This window comes from Streptomyces sp. Go-475 (assembly GCF_003330845.1).
In the GTDB taxonomy this organism is placed as follows: domain Bacteria; phylum Actinomycetota; class Actinomycetes; order Streptomycetales; family Streptomycetaceae; genus Streptomyces.
In genome coordinates this window covers 676,236-691,101 of the sequence record NZ_CP026121.1, presented here as the reverse complement: position 1 = coordinate 691,101, position 14,866 = coordinate 676,236, and the positions used below count along the sequence as shown (strand labels likewise).

General features: G+C 72.6%; 11 protein-coding genes. 6 read left to right on the top strand and 5 right to left on the bottom strand.

The window, feature by feature from the left end:
• Nucleotides 1-14 precede the first annotated feature (14 nt).
• Genes C1703_RS03085 through C1703_RS03075 form a run of 3 tightly spaced genes read left to right on the top strand, consistent with a single transcriptional unit; the run spans nucleotide 15 to nucleotide 4,726 of the window.
• Nucleotides 15-1,664, top strand: coding sequence for an extracellular solute-binding protein (locus tag C1703_RS03085; RefSeq protein ID WP_114250416.1), 1,650 nt, complete (start codon nucleotides 15-17; stop codon nucleotides 1,662-1,664).
• 43 nt (nucleotides 1,665-1,707) lie between these two features.
• A complete protein-coding gene (locus tag C1703_RS03080; RefSeq protein WP_114257269.1) occupies nucleotides 1,708-2,763 on the top strand; it encodes a LacI family DNA-binding transcriptional regulator in 1,056 nt (351 codons plus the stop codon).
• Nucleotides 2,764-2,785: 22 nt separating this feature from the next.
• Nucleotides 2,786-4,726 (top strand): DUF2264 domain-containing protein, encoded by a 1,941-nt coding sequence (locus C1703_RS03075; RefSeq protein WP_114250415.1) that lies wholly within the window; start codon nucleotides 2,786-2,788, stop codon nucleotides 4,724-4,726.
• A 5-nt stretch (nucleotides 4,727-4,731) separates the two neighbouring features.
• Here C1703_RS03075 and C1703_RS03070 read toward each other — a convergent pair whose 3' ends face one another.
• The 4 genes from C1703_RS03070 to C1703_RS03055 form a co-directional block, all read right to left on the bottom strand.
• Complete coding sequence (locus tag C1703_RS03070; protein WP_114250414.1) at nucleotides 4,732-6,225, bottom strand: tripartite tricarboxylate transporter permease; 1,494 nt, start codon at nucleotides 6,223-6,225, stop codon at nucleotides 4,732-4,734.
• A 1-nt stretch (nucleotide 6,226) separates the two neighbouring features.
• A complete protein-coding gene (locus C1703_RS03065) occupies nucleotides 6,227-6,766 on the bottom strand; it encodes a tripartite tricarboxylate transporter TctB family protein (protein WP_114250413.1) in 540 nt (179 codons plus the stop codon).
• Complete coding sequence (locus C1703_RS03060; protein WP_198678401.1) at nucleotides 6,763-7,746, bottom strand: tripartite tricarboxylate transporter substrate binding protein; 984 nt, start codon at nucleotides 7,744-7,746, stop codon at nucleotides 6,763-6,765. Before C1703_RS03060 ends, C1703_RS03065 begins: the two co-directional genes overlap by 4 nt.
• Nucleotides 7,747-8,023: 277 nt before the next feature.
• On the bottom strand, nucleotides 8,024-10,018 hold the full coding sequence (locus C1703_RS03055; protein ID WP_114250411.1) for an FAD-dependent oxidoreductase: 1,995 nt from the start codon (nucleotides 10,016-10,018) through the stop codon (nucleotides 8,024-8,026).
• A 288-nt stretch (nucleotides 10,019-10,306) separates the two neighbouring features.
• On the opposite strand from C1703_RS03055, the gene C1703_RS03050 reads away from it, so the two are divergent.
• The 3 genes from C1703_RS03050 (at nucleotide 10,307) to C1703_RS03040 (ending at nucleotide 13,060) form a co-directional block, all read left to right on the top strand.
• Nucleotides 10,307-12,205 carry an NAD-binding protein gene (locus C1703_RS03050; protein ID WP_114250410.1) on the top strand — a complete coding sequence of 633 codons (1,899 nt, stop codon included), beginning with the start codon at nucleotides 10,307-10,309 and terminating at the stop codon, nucleotides 12,203-12,205.
• 142 nt (nucleotides 12,206-12,347) lie between these two features.
• Entirely contained in the window at nucleotides 12,348-12,518 is a 171-nt protein-coding gene (locus C1703_RS03045) for a hydrophobic protein (RefSeq protein WP_114250409.1), read from the top strand.
• Nucleotides 12,519-12,568: 50 nt separating this feature from the next.
• A complete protein-coding gene (locus C1703_RS03040) occupies nucleotides 12,569-13,060 on the top strand; it encodes a hemerythrin domain-containing protein (RefSeq protein WP_114250408.1) in 492 nt (163 codons plus the stop codon).
• Nucleotides 13,061-13,121: 61 nt separating this feature from the next.
• Here the strand turns inward: C1703_RS03040 and C1703_RS03035 are convergent, their stop codons facing one another.
• The gene (locus C1703_RS03035; protein WP_114250407.1) at nucleotides 13,122-14,675 is read right to left on the bottom strand and encodes an alpha/beta hydrolase; all 1,554 of its coding nucleotides are present in this window, start codon (nucleotides 14,673-14,675) and stop codon (nucleotides 13,122-13,124) included.
• Nucleotides 14,676-14,866 lie beyond the last annotated feature (191 nt).

The window sequence follows — 14,866 nt, the reverse complement described above, 5'->3', positions numbered from 1 at the left end:
GAGGTGGTTCACCCATGCCCCGCATGTCCCGACGCACCCTCCTGCGCTCCATGGCGGCGGGCGGTGCCGCCGTCTCCGTCCCCGGTCTGCTGACCGCCTGCTCCTCGGAATCCGGCGACGGCGACGTCTCCAACGCCGGGAAGAAGCTCGCCCCCTGGCCGGCCTACCGGCCCGCCGCCGGGCCCGAGCCCGACCTGGCGCCCACCGACTCCGGTGTCCAGGCCGGCTACACCTCCTACCCCTCCGACCTGGTCACGTCGGTCTCCCGCACCCCGGGCGACGGCTCCACCGTCCGCGTCATGACCGTCTCCTTCGGCACCCCGCCCAAGCCCGCCGCGCAGAACCGGTTCTGGGCCGCCGTGGAGAAGGCCCTCGGCGTCAAGATCGAGTACACGATCATCTCCCAGGCCGACTACCAGAAGAAGATGGCGACCGTCATGGCCGGCGACGCCGACGCCCTGCCCGACATCATCAACATGTTCTCCGGCTTCACCCTGCCCCGCGAGGCGCAGTTCGTGCGGCGCCGCGCCCAGGACCTCACGCCGTACCTGTCGGGCGACGCGATCACCGACTACCCCAACCTCGCGGGCATCCCCACCCACGCCTGGCGCGACATGGGCCGCATCGGAGGACGCATCTACGGCATCCCGCTGGAACGCCCGCTGCCCGGCTCGACCCTGTGGATCAACCAGGACATGTTCGCCGACGCGGGCATGAAGGAGGGCTGGACGGCCGAGGACTTCACCGCCGTGGCCAGGCGGGGAACCCGCGGGAAGACCTACATGCTCGGCGCCGCCAACGGCTCCCTGTTCGGCAACGCCTTCCACTCCGCCGCCCACAACGCGCCCCAGCGCTGGGCCGTCACCAAGGACGGCACCTTCCTGCCCGGCGCCGCCGACGAACGCTACAAGGCGGCCATCGCCTTCCAGGCCCGACTGCGCAAGAACGGCTCCTACCACCCCGACGCCACGTCCATCTCGCAGATCGACCTCACGACCCTCTACTACAACGGCACCGTCGGCTCCATGCAGGACGGCTTCGGCGCCTACCTGCCCAAGTACCGCGAGTCGCAAGGCAAGATGACCCCGGCGGCGGCCCTGCCCTACAGCGTCGGCGGTGAGCCCGGCGGCATCGTCGCCGCCCGCCGCTCCTTCGGCTACACCGTCCTGAAGCAGGCGAAGAAGGAGTGTGTCGAACTGCTGCTGCGCATCCTCGACTACCTCGCCGCGCCGTTCGGCAGTCAGGAGTGGGAACTCGTCCACTACGGCGTCGAGGGCGTCCACTTGACCCGCGGCAAGGACGGCTCGCCCGAACCCACCGCGCTCGGCGAGGTCGAGAACAACACCAACCTGCCCCTGAAGTACCTCGCCGAAGGCCCCCAGGTGCTGTTCGTCCCCGGCATGCCCGACGCCGTGCGCGCCCTGCACGCCTGGCAGCGGAAGGTCGTCCCGCACGCCATACGCGACGCCTCCTTCGGGCTCCAGTCCGCGACGAACAACGCCCAGGGCGCCACCCTCAAGACGTTCCTGGACGACACCGTCACCGGGATCATCGCCGGGCGCCTGCCCCTGTCCGAGTGGGACGCGGCGGTGAAGAGGTGGCGGAGCAGGGGCGGCGACAGAATGGCCGAGGAGTACGCGAAGGACTACGCGGCCAACACCTGAACGGCGGTGGCCGGAAGAGGGGATGCGGGGGATGGGGAACGACATGGTGCCCAAGGGACGGGTCACGATCCGCGAGGTCGCCGAGCGGGCGGGCGTGTCCACGGCCACGGCCTCCCGCGCGCTCAGCGGCAACCACCCGGTGCCTCCGGCGACCCGGGCCCGGGTGCTGCGGGCGGCCCGCGACCTGGACTACGTGGCCAACGCGCACGCCCGCGCCCTGGTCGGCGGCGGCCGCAAGATGGCCGCCGTCGTGGTCCGCCAGGTCACCAGCCCCTTCTACGCACAGGTCGCCGAGGGCGTGGAGGCCGAGGCCGCCGACCGCGGCTGGCTCTGCGTGGTCGGCGCCACCGGCGGCGACGCCCAGCGCGAGATGGAGTTCGTGCAGCTCATGCGGGAGGAGGGCGCCCGGCTGGTGATCCTCGTCGGCGGGGTCGTCGAGGACGACGCCTACCGCGAGCGCGTCGCCCACTACGCCCACGCCCTGGACTCCTCCGGCGCCCGGCTCGTGCTCTGCGGCAGGCCCGCGCCCGACCCCGGCATCCCCGCGCTGGTCGTGGAGTTCGACAACGAGGCAGGCGCCCGCGCCGCCACCGGCCATCTGCTCTCCGCGGGGCACCGCCGGATCGTCTTCCTCGGCGGGCTGCCCGGCAACACCGCCCTCGACGCCCGCGTGGCCGGCTACCGGGCCGCCCTCGCCGAGCACGGCCTGCCGCCCGAGGCCGCGCACGTCGTCGACTGCGGACTCGGCCGCGCGGCCGGTCATCGGGCGATGACCGAACTCCTGAAACACACAGGGGAGTTCACGGCTGTCTTCGCCGGGGACGACATGGTCGCCGCCGGTGCCCTGCGCGCCATCGCCGACGCCGGGCTGAGCGTGCCCGGGGACGTCTCCGTCGTCGGCTACAACGACATCCCGCTCGCCGAGGACTTCAACCCACCCCTCACCACCGTCCGCACCCCCGCCGAGGAACTCGGCCGCGCCGCCGTGCGCATCGCGCTGCGCGACCCCGAGCACGCCGCCGGGGCCCACCACCTGCTCGGCACCCACATCGTCGTCCGCGACAGCGTCGGCCCGCCCCCGCCCGGGCGCGCCCTGTGACCAACGGAGGAACCGCACCCGCATGAGCGCGCCGCACGTGTCGCTCCCCGACCCGACCCCCCTCCCCAACCTGCCGCACCTGCCGCCCCCCGACCCGCTGACCTCGCCGTACACCGGCTGGACCCGCGCCCACTGGGAGGCGGTCGCCGACCGCCTCCTCGACGCCCTGACCCCCTACGCCTCCCCGAACCTGGCCCAGTACCGGCTCCCCGGCCCGCCCAGCCACTCCGGGCCCTGGTCCGACGGGCTGGAGGGCTTCGCCCGCTCCTTCCTGCTGGCCGCGTTCCGCATCGCGGGCGCGGGCGGGCAGGGGGCGCCCGGCCTGATCGAGCGGTACACGGCCGGACTCGCGTCCGGCACCGACCCGCGCAGCCCCGACCACTGGCCGCCCATCACCGACCGCTCCCAGCCCATGGTCGAGGCCGCGTCCCTCGCGATCGCCCTGCACGAGACCCGGCCCTGGATCTGGGACCGGCTCGACGACCGCGTACGGCAGCGGGTCGCCGACTGGCTGGGCGGTTTCGTCGGAGCGGTCGTCAACGACTCCAACTGGCGGCTGTTCCAGGTCATCACCGAGGAGTTCCTCGCCTCCGTCGGCGCCCCGCACCGCCGCTCCGAGATCGACGCGGGCCTGGCACGCCTGGAGGACTGGTACCGGGGCGGCGGCTGGTACACCGACGGCGACGGCCGCAAGTTCGACTACTACAACGCCTGGGCCCTGCACCTGTATCCGGTCCTGTGGGCCCGCATCGCCGGGCCCCGCGCCGACCCTGGGCTGGTCGCGGGACACCGGGCACGCCTGCGGTCCTTCCTCCACCACCACCAGCACTTCTTCGGCGCCGACGGCGCACCGGTCCACCAGGGCCGCTCCCTCACCTACCGGTTCGCCACGACCGCGCCCCTGTGGGCCGGGGTCCTCGCCGACGCCACCCCGCTGCCGCCCGGCCGCACCCGCCGCCTCGCCTCCGGCGCGCTGCAGCACTTCGCCGAGCGCGGCGTGCCGGACGCCGAGGGGCTGCTCACCCTCGGCTGGTACCGGCCCTTCCTCCCGGTCACCCAGCGGTACTCGGGACCGGCCTCCCCGTACTGGGCGAGCAAGGCCTTCCTCGGCCTGCTCCTGCCGGAGGACCATCCGGTGTGGACCGCCCCCGAGGAACCAGGCCCGGTCGAGACCGCCGACGTACGCCTCGGGTTACCGGCCCCGGGCTGGCTGCTGCACTCCACCGCGGCCGACGGGATCGTACGGCTCGTCAACCACGGCAGCGACCGGCTGCCGCCCCCGCCCGCGCGGGCCGACGACAGCCCGCACTACGCGCGGTTCGCCTACTCCAGCGCGACGGCACCCGAGACACCGGCGGACCGGGCCCCCGACAACCACATCGCCCTGCTCGCCCCCGACGGCACCCCCAGCCCGCGCGGCCGCATCCACCCCCTCGGCGTCGAGGCCGGCCGGGCCGCCTCCTGGCACCGGGCCGTGCTCCCGGGCAGCGCCGAAGGCCACCGCATCGAGACCGTCAGCGTCGTGCGCGGCCCGTGGGAGGTGCGGGTGCACCGCGTCGACGCGCCGCCCGGCACGCCCGTCCGCGAGGGCGGCTGGGCCGTCGCCGACGACACCGCGCCCCCGGCCGCCCGGACCGGCTCCGGCTGGGCGCTGGCCCGGCGCGCGGACGGAACGACCAGCACGATCGCCGGCCTGCACGGCTGGCAGGACGCCCGGGCGGCCGTGGCGCACGCGGCCGGCACCAACGCCTACGGCCACCACTCGGCGACCCCGTACCTCACGCTGCCCGCCCACCCGGGCGGCACCCACCTCCTGGTGACCCTCGTCGTGCTGAGCGCCGATCCCGAGGTGAACGACGGTGACCCGCACGCGCGGTGTTCAGGAACGCGCGTACGGGTCACCGGGGCAGGGGAGGTGGAGATCCGCTTCCCGGACGGCACCCGGGACCGGGTGCCGCGTTGACCGGGTCAGGCCGCGGCGCGGCTCCGCGTCACCGCCTTCTTCAGCAGCGGCCAGGCCAGCAGCACCACGATCACCGCGTACACCGTGACCGCGAACGGCGTGTTGACCAGCCCGGTGACACTGCCGTCGCTGATCTGGAGCGCGCGCCGCAGCTGCTGCTCGGCGTTCGGGCCGAGGATCACGCCGATGACGGCGGGCAGCACCGGCAGCCCGTAGCGGCGCATGCCGAAGCCGATCAGGCCGATGATCAGCAGGATCACCAGGTCGATCACCTCACCGCCGACCGCGTACGCGCCGATCGCCGCGAAGAACAGGATCCCCGCGTACAGGTACGGCCGCGGGATGCGCAGCAGCTTCGCCCAGACCGGCGCCAGCGGCAGGTTGAGCGCCAGCAGCAGCACCATGCCGACGAACAGGGAGGCGATCAGGCCCCACACGAGGTCCGGTTCGCGCTCGAAGAGGAGCGGGCCGGGCTGGATGCCGTACTGCTGGAACGCGGCCAGCATCACGGCCGCGACCGCCGTGGTGGGCAGGCCCAGGGTCAGCATCGACACCAGCGTGCCCGCCGCCGAGGCCGACGCCGCCGACTCCGGCCCCGCCACGCCCTCAATGGCGCCCTTGCCCCACTCGTCCTTGTGCTTCGACAGGCGCTTCTCCGTCACGTACGACAGGAAGGTCGGGATCTCCGCGCCGCCCGCCGGGATCGCGCCGAACGGGAAGCCGATGAACGGGCCGCGCAGCCACGACTTCCAGGTGCGGTTCACATCCCCGCGCCCCAGCCACGGCCGGCCCACCGGGATCGGCTCGGGCGGCCTGCGCCGCAGGTGCGCCGCGACCCACAGCGCCTCGCCGATCGCGAAGAGGCCGACCGCGACGATGACGACGTCGATGCCGTCGGCCAGTTGCAGCGAGCCGAAGGTGAGGCGCTGCTGGCCGGTCATCTGGTCCAGGCCCACCAGCCCCAGCGTGAGACCGATCAGCAGGGAGGCCATGCCCCGGACCCGGGACGAACCCAGCACCGACGTCACCGCGATGAACGCCAGCACCATGATGGCGAAGTAGTCCGGCGCGCCGATGTCCACGGCCAGCTCGGCGACCGTCGGCGCGAGCGCGACCAGCAGGATCGTGCCGACCAGGCCGCCCGCGAAGTGACCGATCGCCGCGGCCGCCAAAGCCTGGGCGCCGCGCCCGGACTTGGCCATGGGGTTGCCCTCCATGGCCGCCACCACCGCCGCGCTCTCGCCGGGCGTGTTGAGCAGGATGGAGGTGGTGGATCCGCCGAACATCGCGCCGTAGTAGATGCCGGCGAACATGATGAACGCGCCGGTCGGATCGAGCCCGTACGTCACCGGCAGCAGCAGCGCCACGGCCATCGCCGGGCCGATGCCGGGCAGCACGCCGATCGCCGTGCCGAGCAGCACGCCGATGACGGCCCACAGGAGGTTGATCGGTGTGAGGGCCGTGCCGAAGCCGTCCAGAAGGGAGTTGAAGGCATCCATGTCACAGCACTCCCATCAGCGGACCGCCGGGCAGGGGCACTCCGAGCAGGTTGTTGAAGACGGTGTAGGTGACCAGGGAGAGCCCGGCCGCGATGAGCGGGTCGCGGTCGATCCGGCGGCTGCCCAGCGCGAACGCCGCGCCCCAGAACAGCAGCGCGCCCGCGATGGGGAAGCCGAGCGGCTCGATCAGCACGGCCGCGCCGAGGAACACCCCGGCGAGCAGCAGCACCGTGCGCCAGTCGGCGGGTTCCGACAGGTCGACGTCCTCGCCGGTCTCGGCCTGGCCCCGGCCGCCGCGCAGCACGTCCACGGCGAGCAGCGCGGCGATCACCAGCAGCCCGGCGCCGACCACGACCGGCACGGTCTTCGGGCCGACCGGGCCGCGCTGGGCGATGTCGACGTCCATGGTGAGCGCGTCGGTCAGGACGAGCACGCCCAGCGCCAGCAGCAGCGCGCACACACCCAGCTCGGAGTGCTCCCGCAGCCACGAGCGCTTCTCGCTGCCCTGCGCGGGGGGAATGTCGGTGGTCTGCGTCGTCACAGTCCCAGCTCCTTCAGCACCGAAACCACGCGCTTGTCCTCGGCGTCGAGGAACGCGCCGAACTCCTCACCCGTGAGGAAGGCGTCGTCCCAGCCGTTCTGCTCCAGGGACTTGCGCCACTCGTCCGAGTCGTGCAGCTCCTCGATCAGCCGCACGAGCTTGTCCCGCTCGCCGTCGGTCAGGCCGGGCGGGGCGACGATGCCGCGCCAGTTGGTGAAGTTCACGTCGTAGCCGGCCTCCTTCAGCGTGGGAGCGTCCAGCCCCTCGACGCGCTCCGGGCCGGTGACCGCGAGCAGACGCAGCTCGCCCGCCTTGATCTGGTCGAGGTACTCGCCGACGCCGGAGACGCCGAAGGCGACCTTGTTGCCGAGGATGGAGGCGAGCAGCTCGCCGCCGCCGTCGAAGGGGATGTAGTTGACCTGCTTCGGGGGGATCCCGGCCGCCCGGGCCATCAGCATCGGCGCGAGGTGGTCGGGCCCACCGGGGGAGGAGCCGCCGCCCACCGGCAGCTTGCCCGGGTTCTCCTTCCAGGCGCCGATCAGGTCGTCGATCGTCTTGTACGGGGAGTCCTTCGCGACCACCACCACGTCCTGCTCCTCGGTGAGCCGGGCGATCGGCGTGGTGTCGCCGAGCGTCTTCGGCGCGTCGTTGGAGCGGACGGCGCCCACGACCCCGAGGCCCATGGACATGGCGAGCTTGCCGTTGCCGTGCTCGCTCACCAGCCGGCTCAGGCCCACCGTGCCGCCGGCGCCGGGCAGGTTGAACACCTCGATGTTGTGGGTCAGTCCGGCGTCCTCGGCGTTCTTCGCGGCCGTCCGGGCCGTGATGTCGTAGCCTCCGCCGGGCGTGTTGGGGACCATGAAACGCAGGCCCGGGATCTGTGTGCCGGTCTCGGTGCCGCTGCCGGTGGTCACCAGCGGCGGACCGACGAGCACGAGCACGGCGGCCCCGAGCAGGGCGAGGGGAGTGCGCAGGCGCACGAGTGCCACCACCTGTCGGTACGTCGATGCGGGTAGGTAAAGGCCCTGTGGGGGAGGGTGACGTGGGCCACATGCTGCACCGGACGCCGACGGGCTGTCTCGCTTGCGGAACCAACGGAGGTTTTGGTCATTGCGGTCGCCGAGGTATCCCAGCCGGGGCCTCTTGCGCGGGCGGTCCGCGGGGCCCGCCCTCCGGGCGGACGACGGGTCCTTACGGCGCCCTCCAGGGCCCAGGCGGTGCGCCGGGGCCCTGGCATGCGCGGCGGTTCAGCGACTGCTACGCCGTGTGGATCTCCAGAGCGGCCCGCACGGCGGATTCCACGGCCCCCTCGATCCACGCCGGCTTGACGGACGTGTGGTCACCGGCGAAGTGCAACGGTCCCTCGCGCACGGGGATGGCCGGCAGCAGTTCCGTGTGCTGTCCGGGCAGGAGCACGGACGCCTCCCCGTAGGCGTAGGGGTCGCGCAGCCAGCTCTGCGTGCGGCCCGCGCCGGTGTAGAAGACCTCGATGCGCTGCCCGTAGACCTGCTGGAGGCCGCACAGGGCGTGCGGGTAGCGTGCTTCGTCGTCCAGGGAGTCCCAGCGCAGCGCGTCGTCGGCCCAGCTGTAGGAGGCCAGAACCACACCCCCCGCGCTGCCCGGGACCGGATGGGAGGGGTGGAACATGAAGCGGTTGGCGTTGTCCGACACCGAGCCGCCGCCCAGGACGTCGACCGCCTCCGGCTGATCCCGGCTGATCGCGCGGTTGGCGGCGTAGTGGGTGCGCTGACCCGCTGTGATGTGCCCGCCGGGCACGGAGGGGTGAGCGCCGAGCAGGCTCCCGTCCGTGGCGGCGCGGCCGGTGCGGTAAGCCTCGTACAGGCCCGGGTCGACGGCGTCGAGCTCGCGCTTCCAGTCGGCCTCGTCGAACTCCCACCAGCGGCGGCTGAACTCCAGCAGCACCTTGGTCGCGCTGTCGTAGTGCAGTTCGCAGACCGCGCGGCGCTTGCCGTACGACATGGGCGGGTCGATCTGCACGTGGCGCAGTCCGGAGAACGGCACCGTGACGACGGCGACGTCCGCGGTGAACTGCTCGCGGACGACGGGACCGTCGCGGCCCTCGGACACGGTGTCCACCCACACGTGCGGGCCCTTGTTCCGCACGTGCTCGGTGTCCGCCGAAGGGCGGTCCGGGTGGTGGTACTCGATGCGTGTGACACGGCGGTCGAACCGCACGTCCTCGCGGACGCGTTCCAGCAGGGCGTCCGGCAGTACGGCCGTGCCGCCCTCCAGCTCGTAGAACGGCGTGTCGGGGCTGATGAGGGAGGAGCCGATGAAGCTGTGGATGAAGGACAGCGGGAGGCGCGAGGTGAGGTTCTCCAGGGTGCCGATCAGGTCGATGGTCCGCTCGTCGAGCCCGGCGTGCTCGGTGAGGAAGCGGAACATCGACCAGTCGCCGAACCGGCGCACCACGCGGGCCCAGCCCCGCAGCCGCTCCGGGAGCGGCTTGTCGACCCGCTTGCCTTCACCGTTGACGTAGCTGAACTCGTCGCGCACCGGGTCCAGCGCCGCGCGCAGGATGGCGGCGGCGGGGGTGTCCCAATGGGTCCGGGGGACGCCGAAGGACCGGTTCACGCGCCGGGGCGCGCGGGCGTAGTCGGCGCGCCGTACGCGGATGCCGTTGACGTGGATCCAGGTGCGGCCCGCGGCACGTCCCTCGGCGTCGACGTCGACGTAGTGGAAGCGCCGCTTCTTCAGTCCGAACTGGTCGATCAGCTCCATCACCAGGGGATGGCTCCCGGGAATGCGCATCGCGCCCGCTTCGGCGTACTGGCGGGGATCGGCGAAGGGCTGCGCGGCGTTCTCGTGGCCGCCGTTGCGGAAGGTCTTGACGCGGCCGCCCGCGCGGTTGCCGTTTGCCTCCAGGATCGTCACCCGGTGACCTGCCTTCTTCAGCAGCCAGGCAGCCACCAGTCCGGCCGGGCCGGCGCCGATGACGAGGACGTCCTTGGGGCGTGTCCGCCGCTGAGCCGGCAGTCCCTTGTTGAGGACGCGCTGGTAGACCGGGACGAGGGGGCGGTCGTCGGAGTCGAGGACGAGGAGGGCGCGGGCGACGGCGAGGCACCGGTCGAAGTCGGCGCCACGGCTGTCGCCCCGGGCGGTCGGGGCGGGCAGTGCCGTGGCGGGACCGCCGGCCAGGGCCGTGGCCACCGTGGCCGTACCGGCCGCCGCAGCGAAGCTCCTCCGTGAGAAACCGCCGTCCGGGTGCACCACCGCGTGATCTTCAGTCATGGCGGCCTTTGTACTGGCGGTCGTGTCCGGGCGCCGTCCATCGCCAGGGCGTTGACCCGAAGGAGGGAAAGTCGCGACAAACCCTGACGTGACAGCGGGTCGGCCGGCGTGGACGGCCAGGGGAACCCGAAGGAATGAATGCGCGGCGAACCGCGCCTTCCGCCGCGTTCGGGCCTCCACACTGCGACAGGCGTATTCACATCCGTGCTCTCCGGCGTTCAGCGCGGCGCACCGCTCAGGCGGCGCCGGCGGACCGCACGAGAGGCCGGGGCGACGGAGGGGGGAAGAGTGGCGCGGCGGCGCACTCCGCTCGGTGACCGGGCCCGTTACTGGTTCGACAGCACGCTGGCCCGCGGCGCCTCCGCCCTGGTCGGCTGGATGGCGCTGTTGTGCCTGACCGTCGTCGTCCCGGCCAGTGCTGTGGTGGTGTGGACCGACCCCGACGCGCCGGCGTCCTTGCCGGACCGGCTGGCGGAGGTGTGGCACCTCACCGGAGAGACCCTGCGTCTGGGCGGCGCCACCGGCACGCCGCTGCGCGTGACGATGTCGGTGCTGCTCGCGTTGGTCGCGCTGTTGTACGTCTCGACGCTGGTCGGCCTGATCACGACGGCGCTCACGGAACGGCTCACCGCGCTGCGGCGGGGCCGGTCCACCGTGCTGGAACAAGGGCACGTCGTGGTCCTGGGGTGGTCGGAGCAGGTCTTCACGGTGGTGAGCGAGTTGGTGGCCGCCAACGCCAACCAGCGGCGCGCCGCGGTGGCGGTGCTGGCCGACCAGGACAAGACCGCCATGGAGGAGGCCCTGAGCACGAAGGTGGGCGCCGTCGGCCGGACGCGCCTGATCTGCCGCAGCGGCCCCACCACCGACCCGGCCGTGCTCAGACTGACCAGTCCGGCCACGGCCGGTGTCGTGCTGGTCCTGCCCCGTGACGAGCCCGACGCCGACGCCGAGGTGGTCAAGACGCTGCTGGCGCTCAGGGCGGCCCTGGCGGGGGAGGAGACCCGCCCGCCGGTCGTCGCCGCCGTACGGGACGACCGCTACCGTCTGGCCGCCGATCTCGCCGCCGGGCCGGGCGGCGTGGTCCTGGAGAGCGACACCGTCACCGCCCGGTTGATCGTCCAGGCCGCCCGCCGCCCGGGGCTCTCCCTCGTCCACCAGGAGCTCCTCGACTTCGCCGGCGACGAGTTCTACCTGGTGAGCGAACCGTCCCTGGCGGGACGCCCGTTCGGCGACGCGCTGCTGTCCTACCCGACGTCGAGCGTCGTGGGGATGGTGCGCGCGGACACACCCCTGCTCAATCCGTCTCCGCAGACACCCGTCGCCGCGGACGACCTGCTCATCGTCATCACCCGGGACGACGACACGGCCTGGGCGGCCGATTGCGATGAGTGGGTCGAGAAGGCGGCGATGGTCTCCGGCCCGGTGACGCCCGCGCGGCCCGAGCGGGTCCTCCTGCTGGGCTGGAACCGCCGGGCGCCGCTCATGCTCGATCAGTTGCGCCGCCGCGCCCGGCCCGGATCAGTCGTCGACGTGGTGGCGGACGGTGGTGAGGCGACGGTCCGGGAGGTGAGCGAGGCCGATGCGCGCCACGGCACCGATCTGACCCTGACCCTCCACCAGGGGGACGTGACTCGTCCCGAGACACTGCGGCGTCTCGACGTGCACTCCTACGACAGCGTGATCGTGCTGGGTCAGGACCCCGCTCCCAGCCACCCGCCGCACGACCCCGACAACCGCACGCTCGTCACCCTCCTGCTGCTGCGCCAACTGGAGGAAACCACCGGGCGCGAACTGCCGGTCGTCACCGAGCTGATCGACGACCGCAACCGGGCACTCGCCCCGATCGGCCCCGGAGCCGACGTGATCATCAGTGGCAAGCTCATCGGCCTGCTCATGGCACAGATCTCCCAGAACCGGCACCTGGCGGCGGTTTTCGAGGAGCTGTTCTCCGCCGACGGTACGGGTATTCGCCTGCGCCCGGCGGGCGACTACGTACTGCCGGGGTGCGAGACGACCTTCGCCACCGTCGTGGCCGCGGCGCGCCGGCGCGGCGAATGCGCCATCGGCTACCGAATCCACGATGACGCGTCGACGAGTCCGGGCTACGGCGTGCGGATCAATCCGCCCAAAGCCGAGCGACGCCGATGGAGGGCCGAGGACGAGGTGGTCGTCGTCGGCAAGGACTGAAACAGGGCCTGTTGCTCTTGCGGGTATCCGCCGACGGCGCCGAAAGGAGGGCAGGTGCCCGCGATCCCGGTGAAGAAACACTGAAATTCGACTGTGTGTTCGCCTGTTCGCCGGGCACCAGGAGGAGCGGAGGTTGATGACTATGGTTCCCCTGCTTCTCGTCCTGCTGCTGGCCCTGATCCTGTTCGGCGCGGGCTTCGCGGTGAAGGTCCTGTGGTGGATCGCGGTGTTCGTGCTGGTGCTGTGGCTGCTCGGCTTCGTGGTGCGCACCGCGGACAGCGGAGGTCGCAAGGGCCGCTGGTATCGCTGGTAACGGGTACAGGAAAGTGGCCCGAATTTCTCGAAGGAAAGGCGTCCTGTTCCATGACCGATACGCAAGACGTCGTCGAACTCATTCTCCGGGACCACCGGCGCATGGAGGACCTCTTCCGCCGAATGCGCAGTGTCGAGGCCGATCGTGAGGGCGCGTTGCGGGAATTCGCGGACCTGCTGATCGCCCACGCACTGGCCGAGGAGGCCAAGGTCTACCCGGCGCTCAAGCGGTACAAGAACATCGATGACGAAGAAGTCGAGCACGGCGAGCACGAGCACGACGAGGGCAACAAGGCACTCCTGGAACTCCTCGAGGTGGAGGAGGTCGGCTCCGAGGAGTGGGACGAAAAGCTCGAGGAGCTGGTGGAGGCCGTCACCCACCACGCCGACGAGGAGGAGCGCACCATCCTCAACGGTGCGCGGGAGAACGTGGCGATGGAGCGGCGGGAGGAGCTGGGCCTGGCGTTCTCGCAGGAACGCGAGCGTCAGCTGAAGGCCGGCTGTGGATCCGTGGACAACGTGCGCAAGATCGTCGAGTCCTGAGGGGCTCGATCCCGCCCACTCCGGGAGCCCGGACCGGCGACGGTCCGGGCTCCCGCGTGCGTCAGCCGCGCGTGGGCGCCCCGCAGTCGAGGTCACGCACCGGCAGCCGCCCGGTGGCCAGGTACGCGTTCACCGCGTCGTCCACGCACGGCGACCCGTAGACGCCGTACACCGCGTGCTGGTCGGCGCCGCGCAGGGTGACCAGCCGCGAGGAGGGCCACATCGCCCGCACCGCCTGGGCGCCGACGTAGCCGGTGCGCGGGTCTCCGGTGGCGTTGACGAGCAGCGCGGGCAGGTCGTCGCGGACCGTGGTCGGGCGTTCCCGCGGCGCGTCCCAGAAGGCGCACGGGTTGATGTTGTGGGTCACGGGCGCGAACAGCGGATCCTGCGCCCGGGTGCGCTGGACGTCACGCCAGTAGACCTCCGGGTCGCGCGGGGCCGTGCCGTCGCCGCACAGGATCGCCGTCTGCACGCTGCCGTAGTGCGAGTCGGCACCGGTGAGCACGAAGTCGAGCACCCCGGCGAGCCAGGGGGACGGTGTGACCCGCTGCCCCCGGGAGGCCCGCAGCATGTCCCGCATCCCCTGCGCGAACTCCCCGTAGGCGGTGTCGTTGTGCTGCGACAGGCCGTTGAAGACGACGATGGGCATCACGTGCCCGTCCACCCGGTGGTCGCCGAGCCGCAGCGGGGACCGGCCGGCGGCTCGGCGCACCCGCTCCACGGCCGCCAGCACCTCACCGCGCGTCCCGCCCAGGCCGTACGTCGTGTCACGGGCGGCGGCCCAGGAGGCCCAGCCCTGCAGCGCCCGGCGGTTGGCCCGCTCGATGCCCAGCAGCAGCCGGGGGCCGTAGCGCTCCGGGTCGATCACCCCGTCCAGGACGACCCGGTCGGTGCGGCCGGGGAACATCGTGGCGTACACCTCGCCCAGATAGCTGCCGTAGGAGTAGCCCAGGTAGGAGATCCGCCGCTCGCCGAGCGCGGCCCGGATCACGTCCATGTCGCGCGCGGTGTTGCGGGTGTTGATGTGGGACAGCACTCCACCGGCGTTCTTGCGGCAGCGCTCGGCGAGGTCCTTCGAGAAGGCGGCCACGCGGTCGAAGCCGGCCCGGTCCGCACCAGCCCCGCGGAACGCCGAGCCGGTCGGCCAGCGGCAGTCCAGCGGTGTGCTGCGGCCCACGAAACGGGGGTCCACCCCCACCACGTCGTAGCGCGCGCCGACGTCCTTCATCGCCTTGCGCACCCACGGCGGGTCCCCGAGCGTCTGCCCGCCCGGTCCGCCGCCGTTGAGCAGCAGCGGGCCGACGCGGCGGCCGGTGTCGGCGGCGGGGACCCGGGAGATCGCGACGGTGATCGTACGGCCGCCGGGGTCCGCGTAGTCCAGCGGCACGGTCACGTCGGCGCAGCGGGCGCCGGCCTGTTCCAGTTCCTTGCCGGTCGTGTCGTCCGGGCCGAGCACGCAGCTCTTCCAGGTCAGGCGCTGCTGGTGGTAGCGGGCGAGGGGGTCGGAGCCGGGGGCGCGCTCGGCGGCCGTGGCGGGCAGCGCCGTGCAGGCGAGAGCCCCGGCGGTCAGGGCGAGGGCGGCTCTCCTCGCGGTGCCCGGGAGGCGGGATAACACGTGGGTGTCCCTTCTGTCGCGGATATCCCCCTCCCTGGCGTGGCAGGGTCATGCCAGGGAGGGGGGTGTGTGACAGAACGGTAGGGAGGGGGCGCCGCGCGATCACTCCGGCTGGCGGCCGGTTCGCGGTGGGGTATGCCCCCGTAAGGGGGCGGGGGAACGCCGTTTCCCGGCCGCGGCGCACCTCGGCA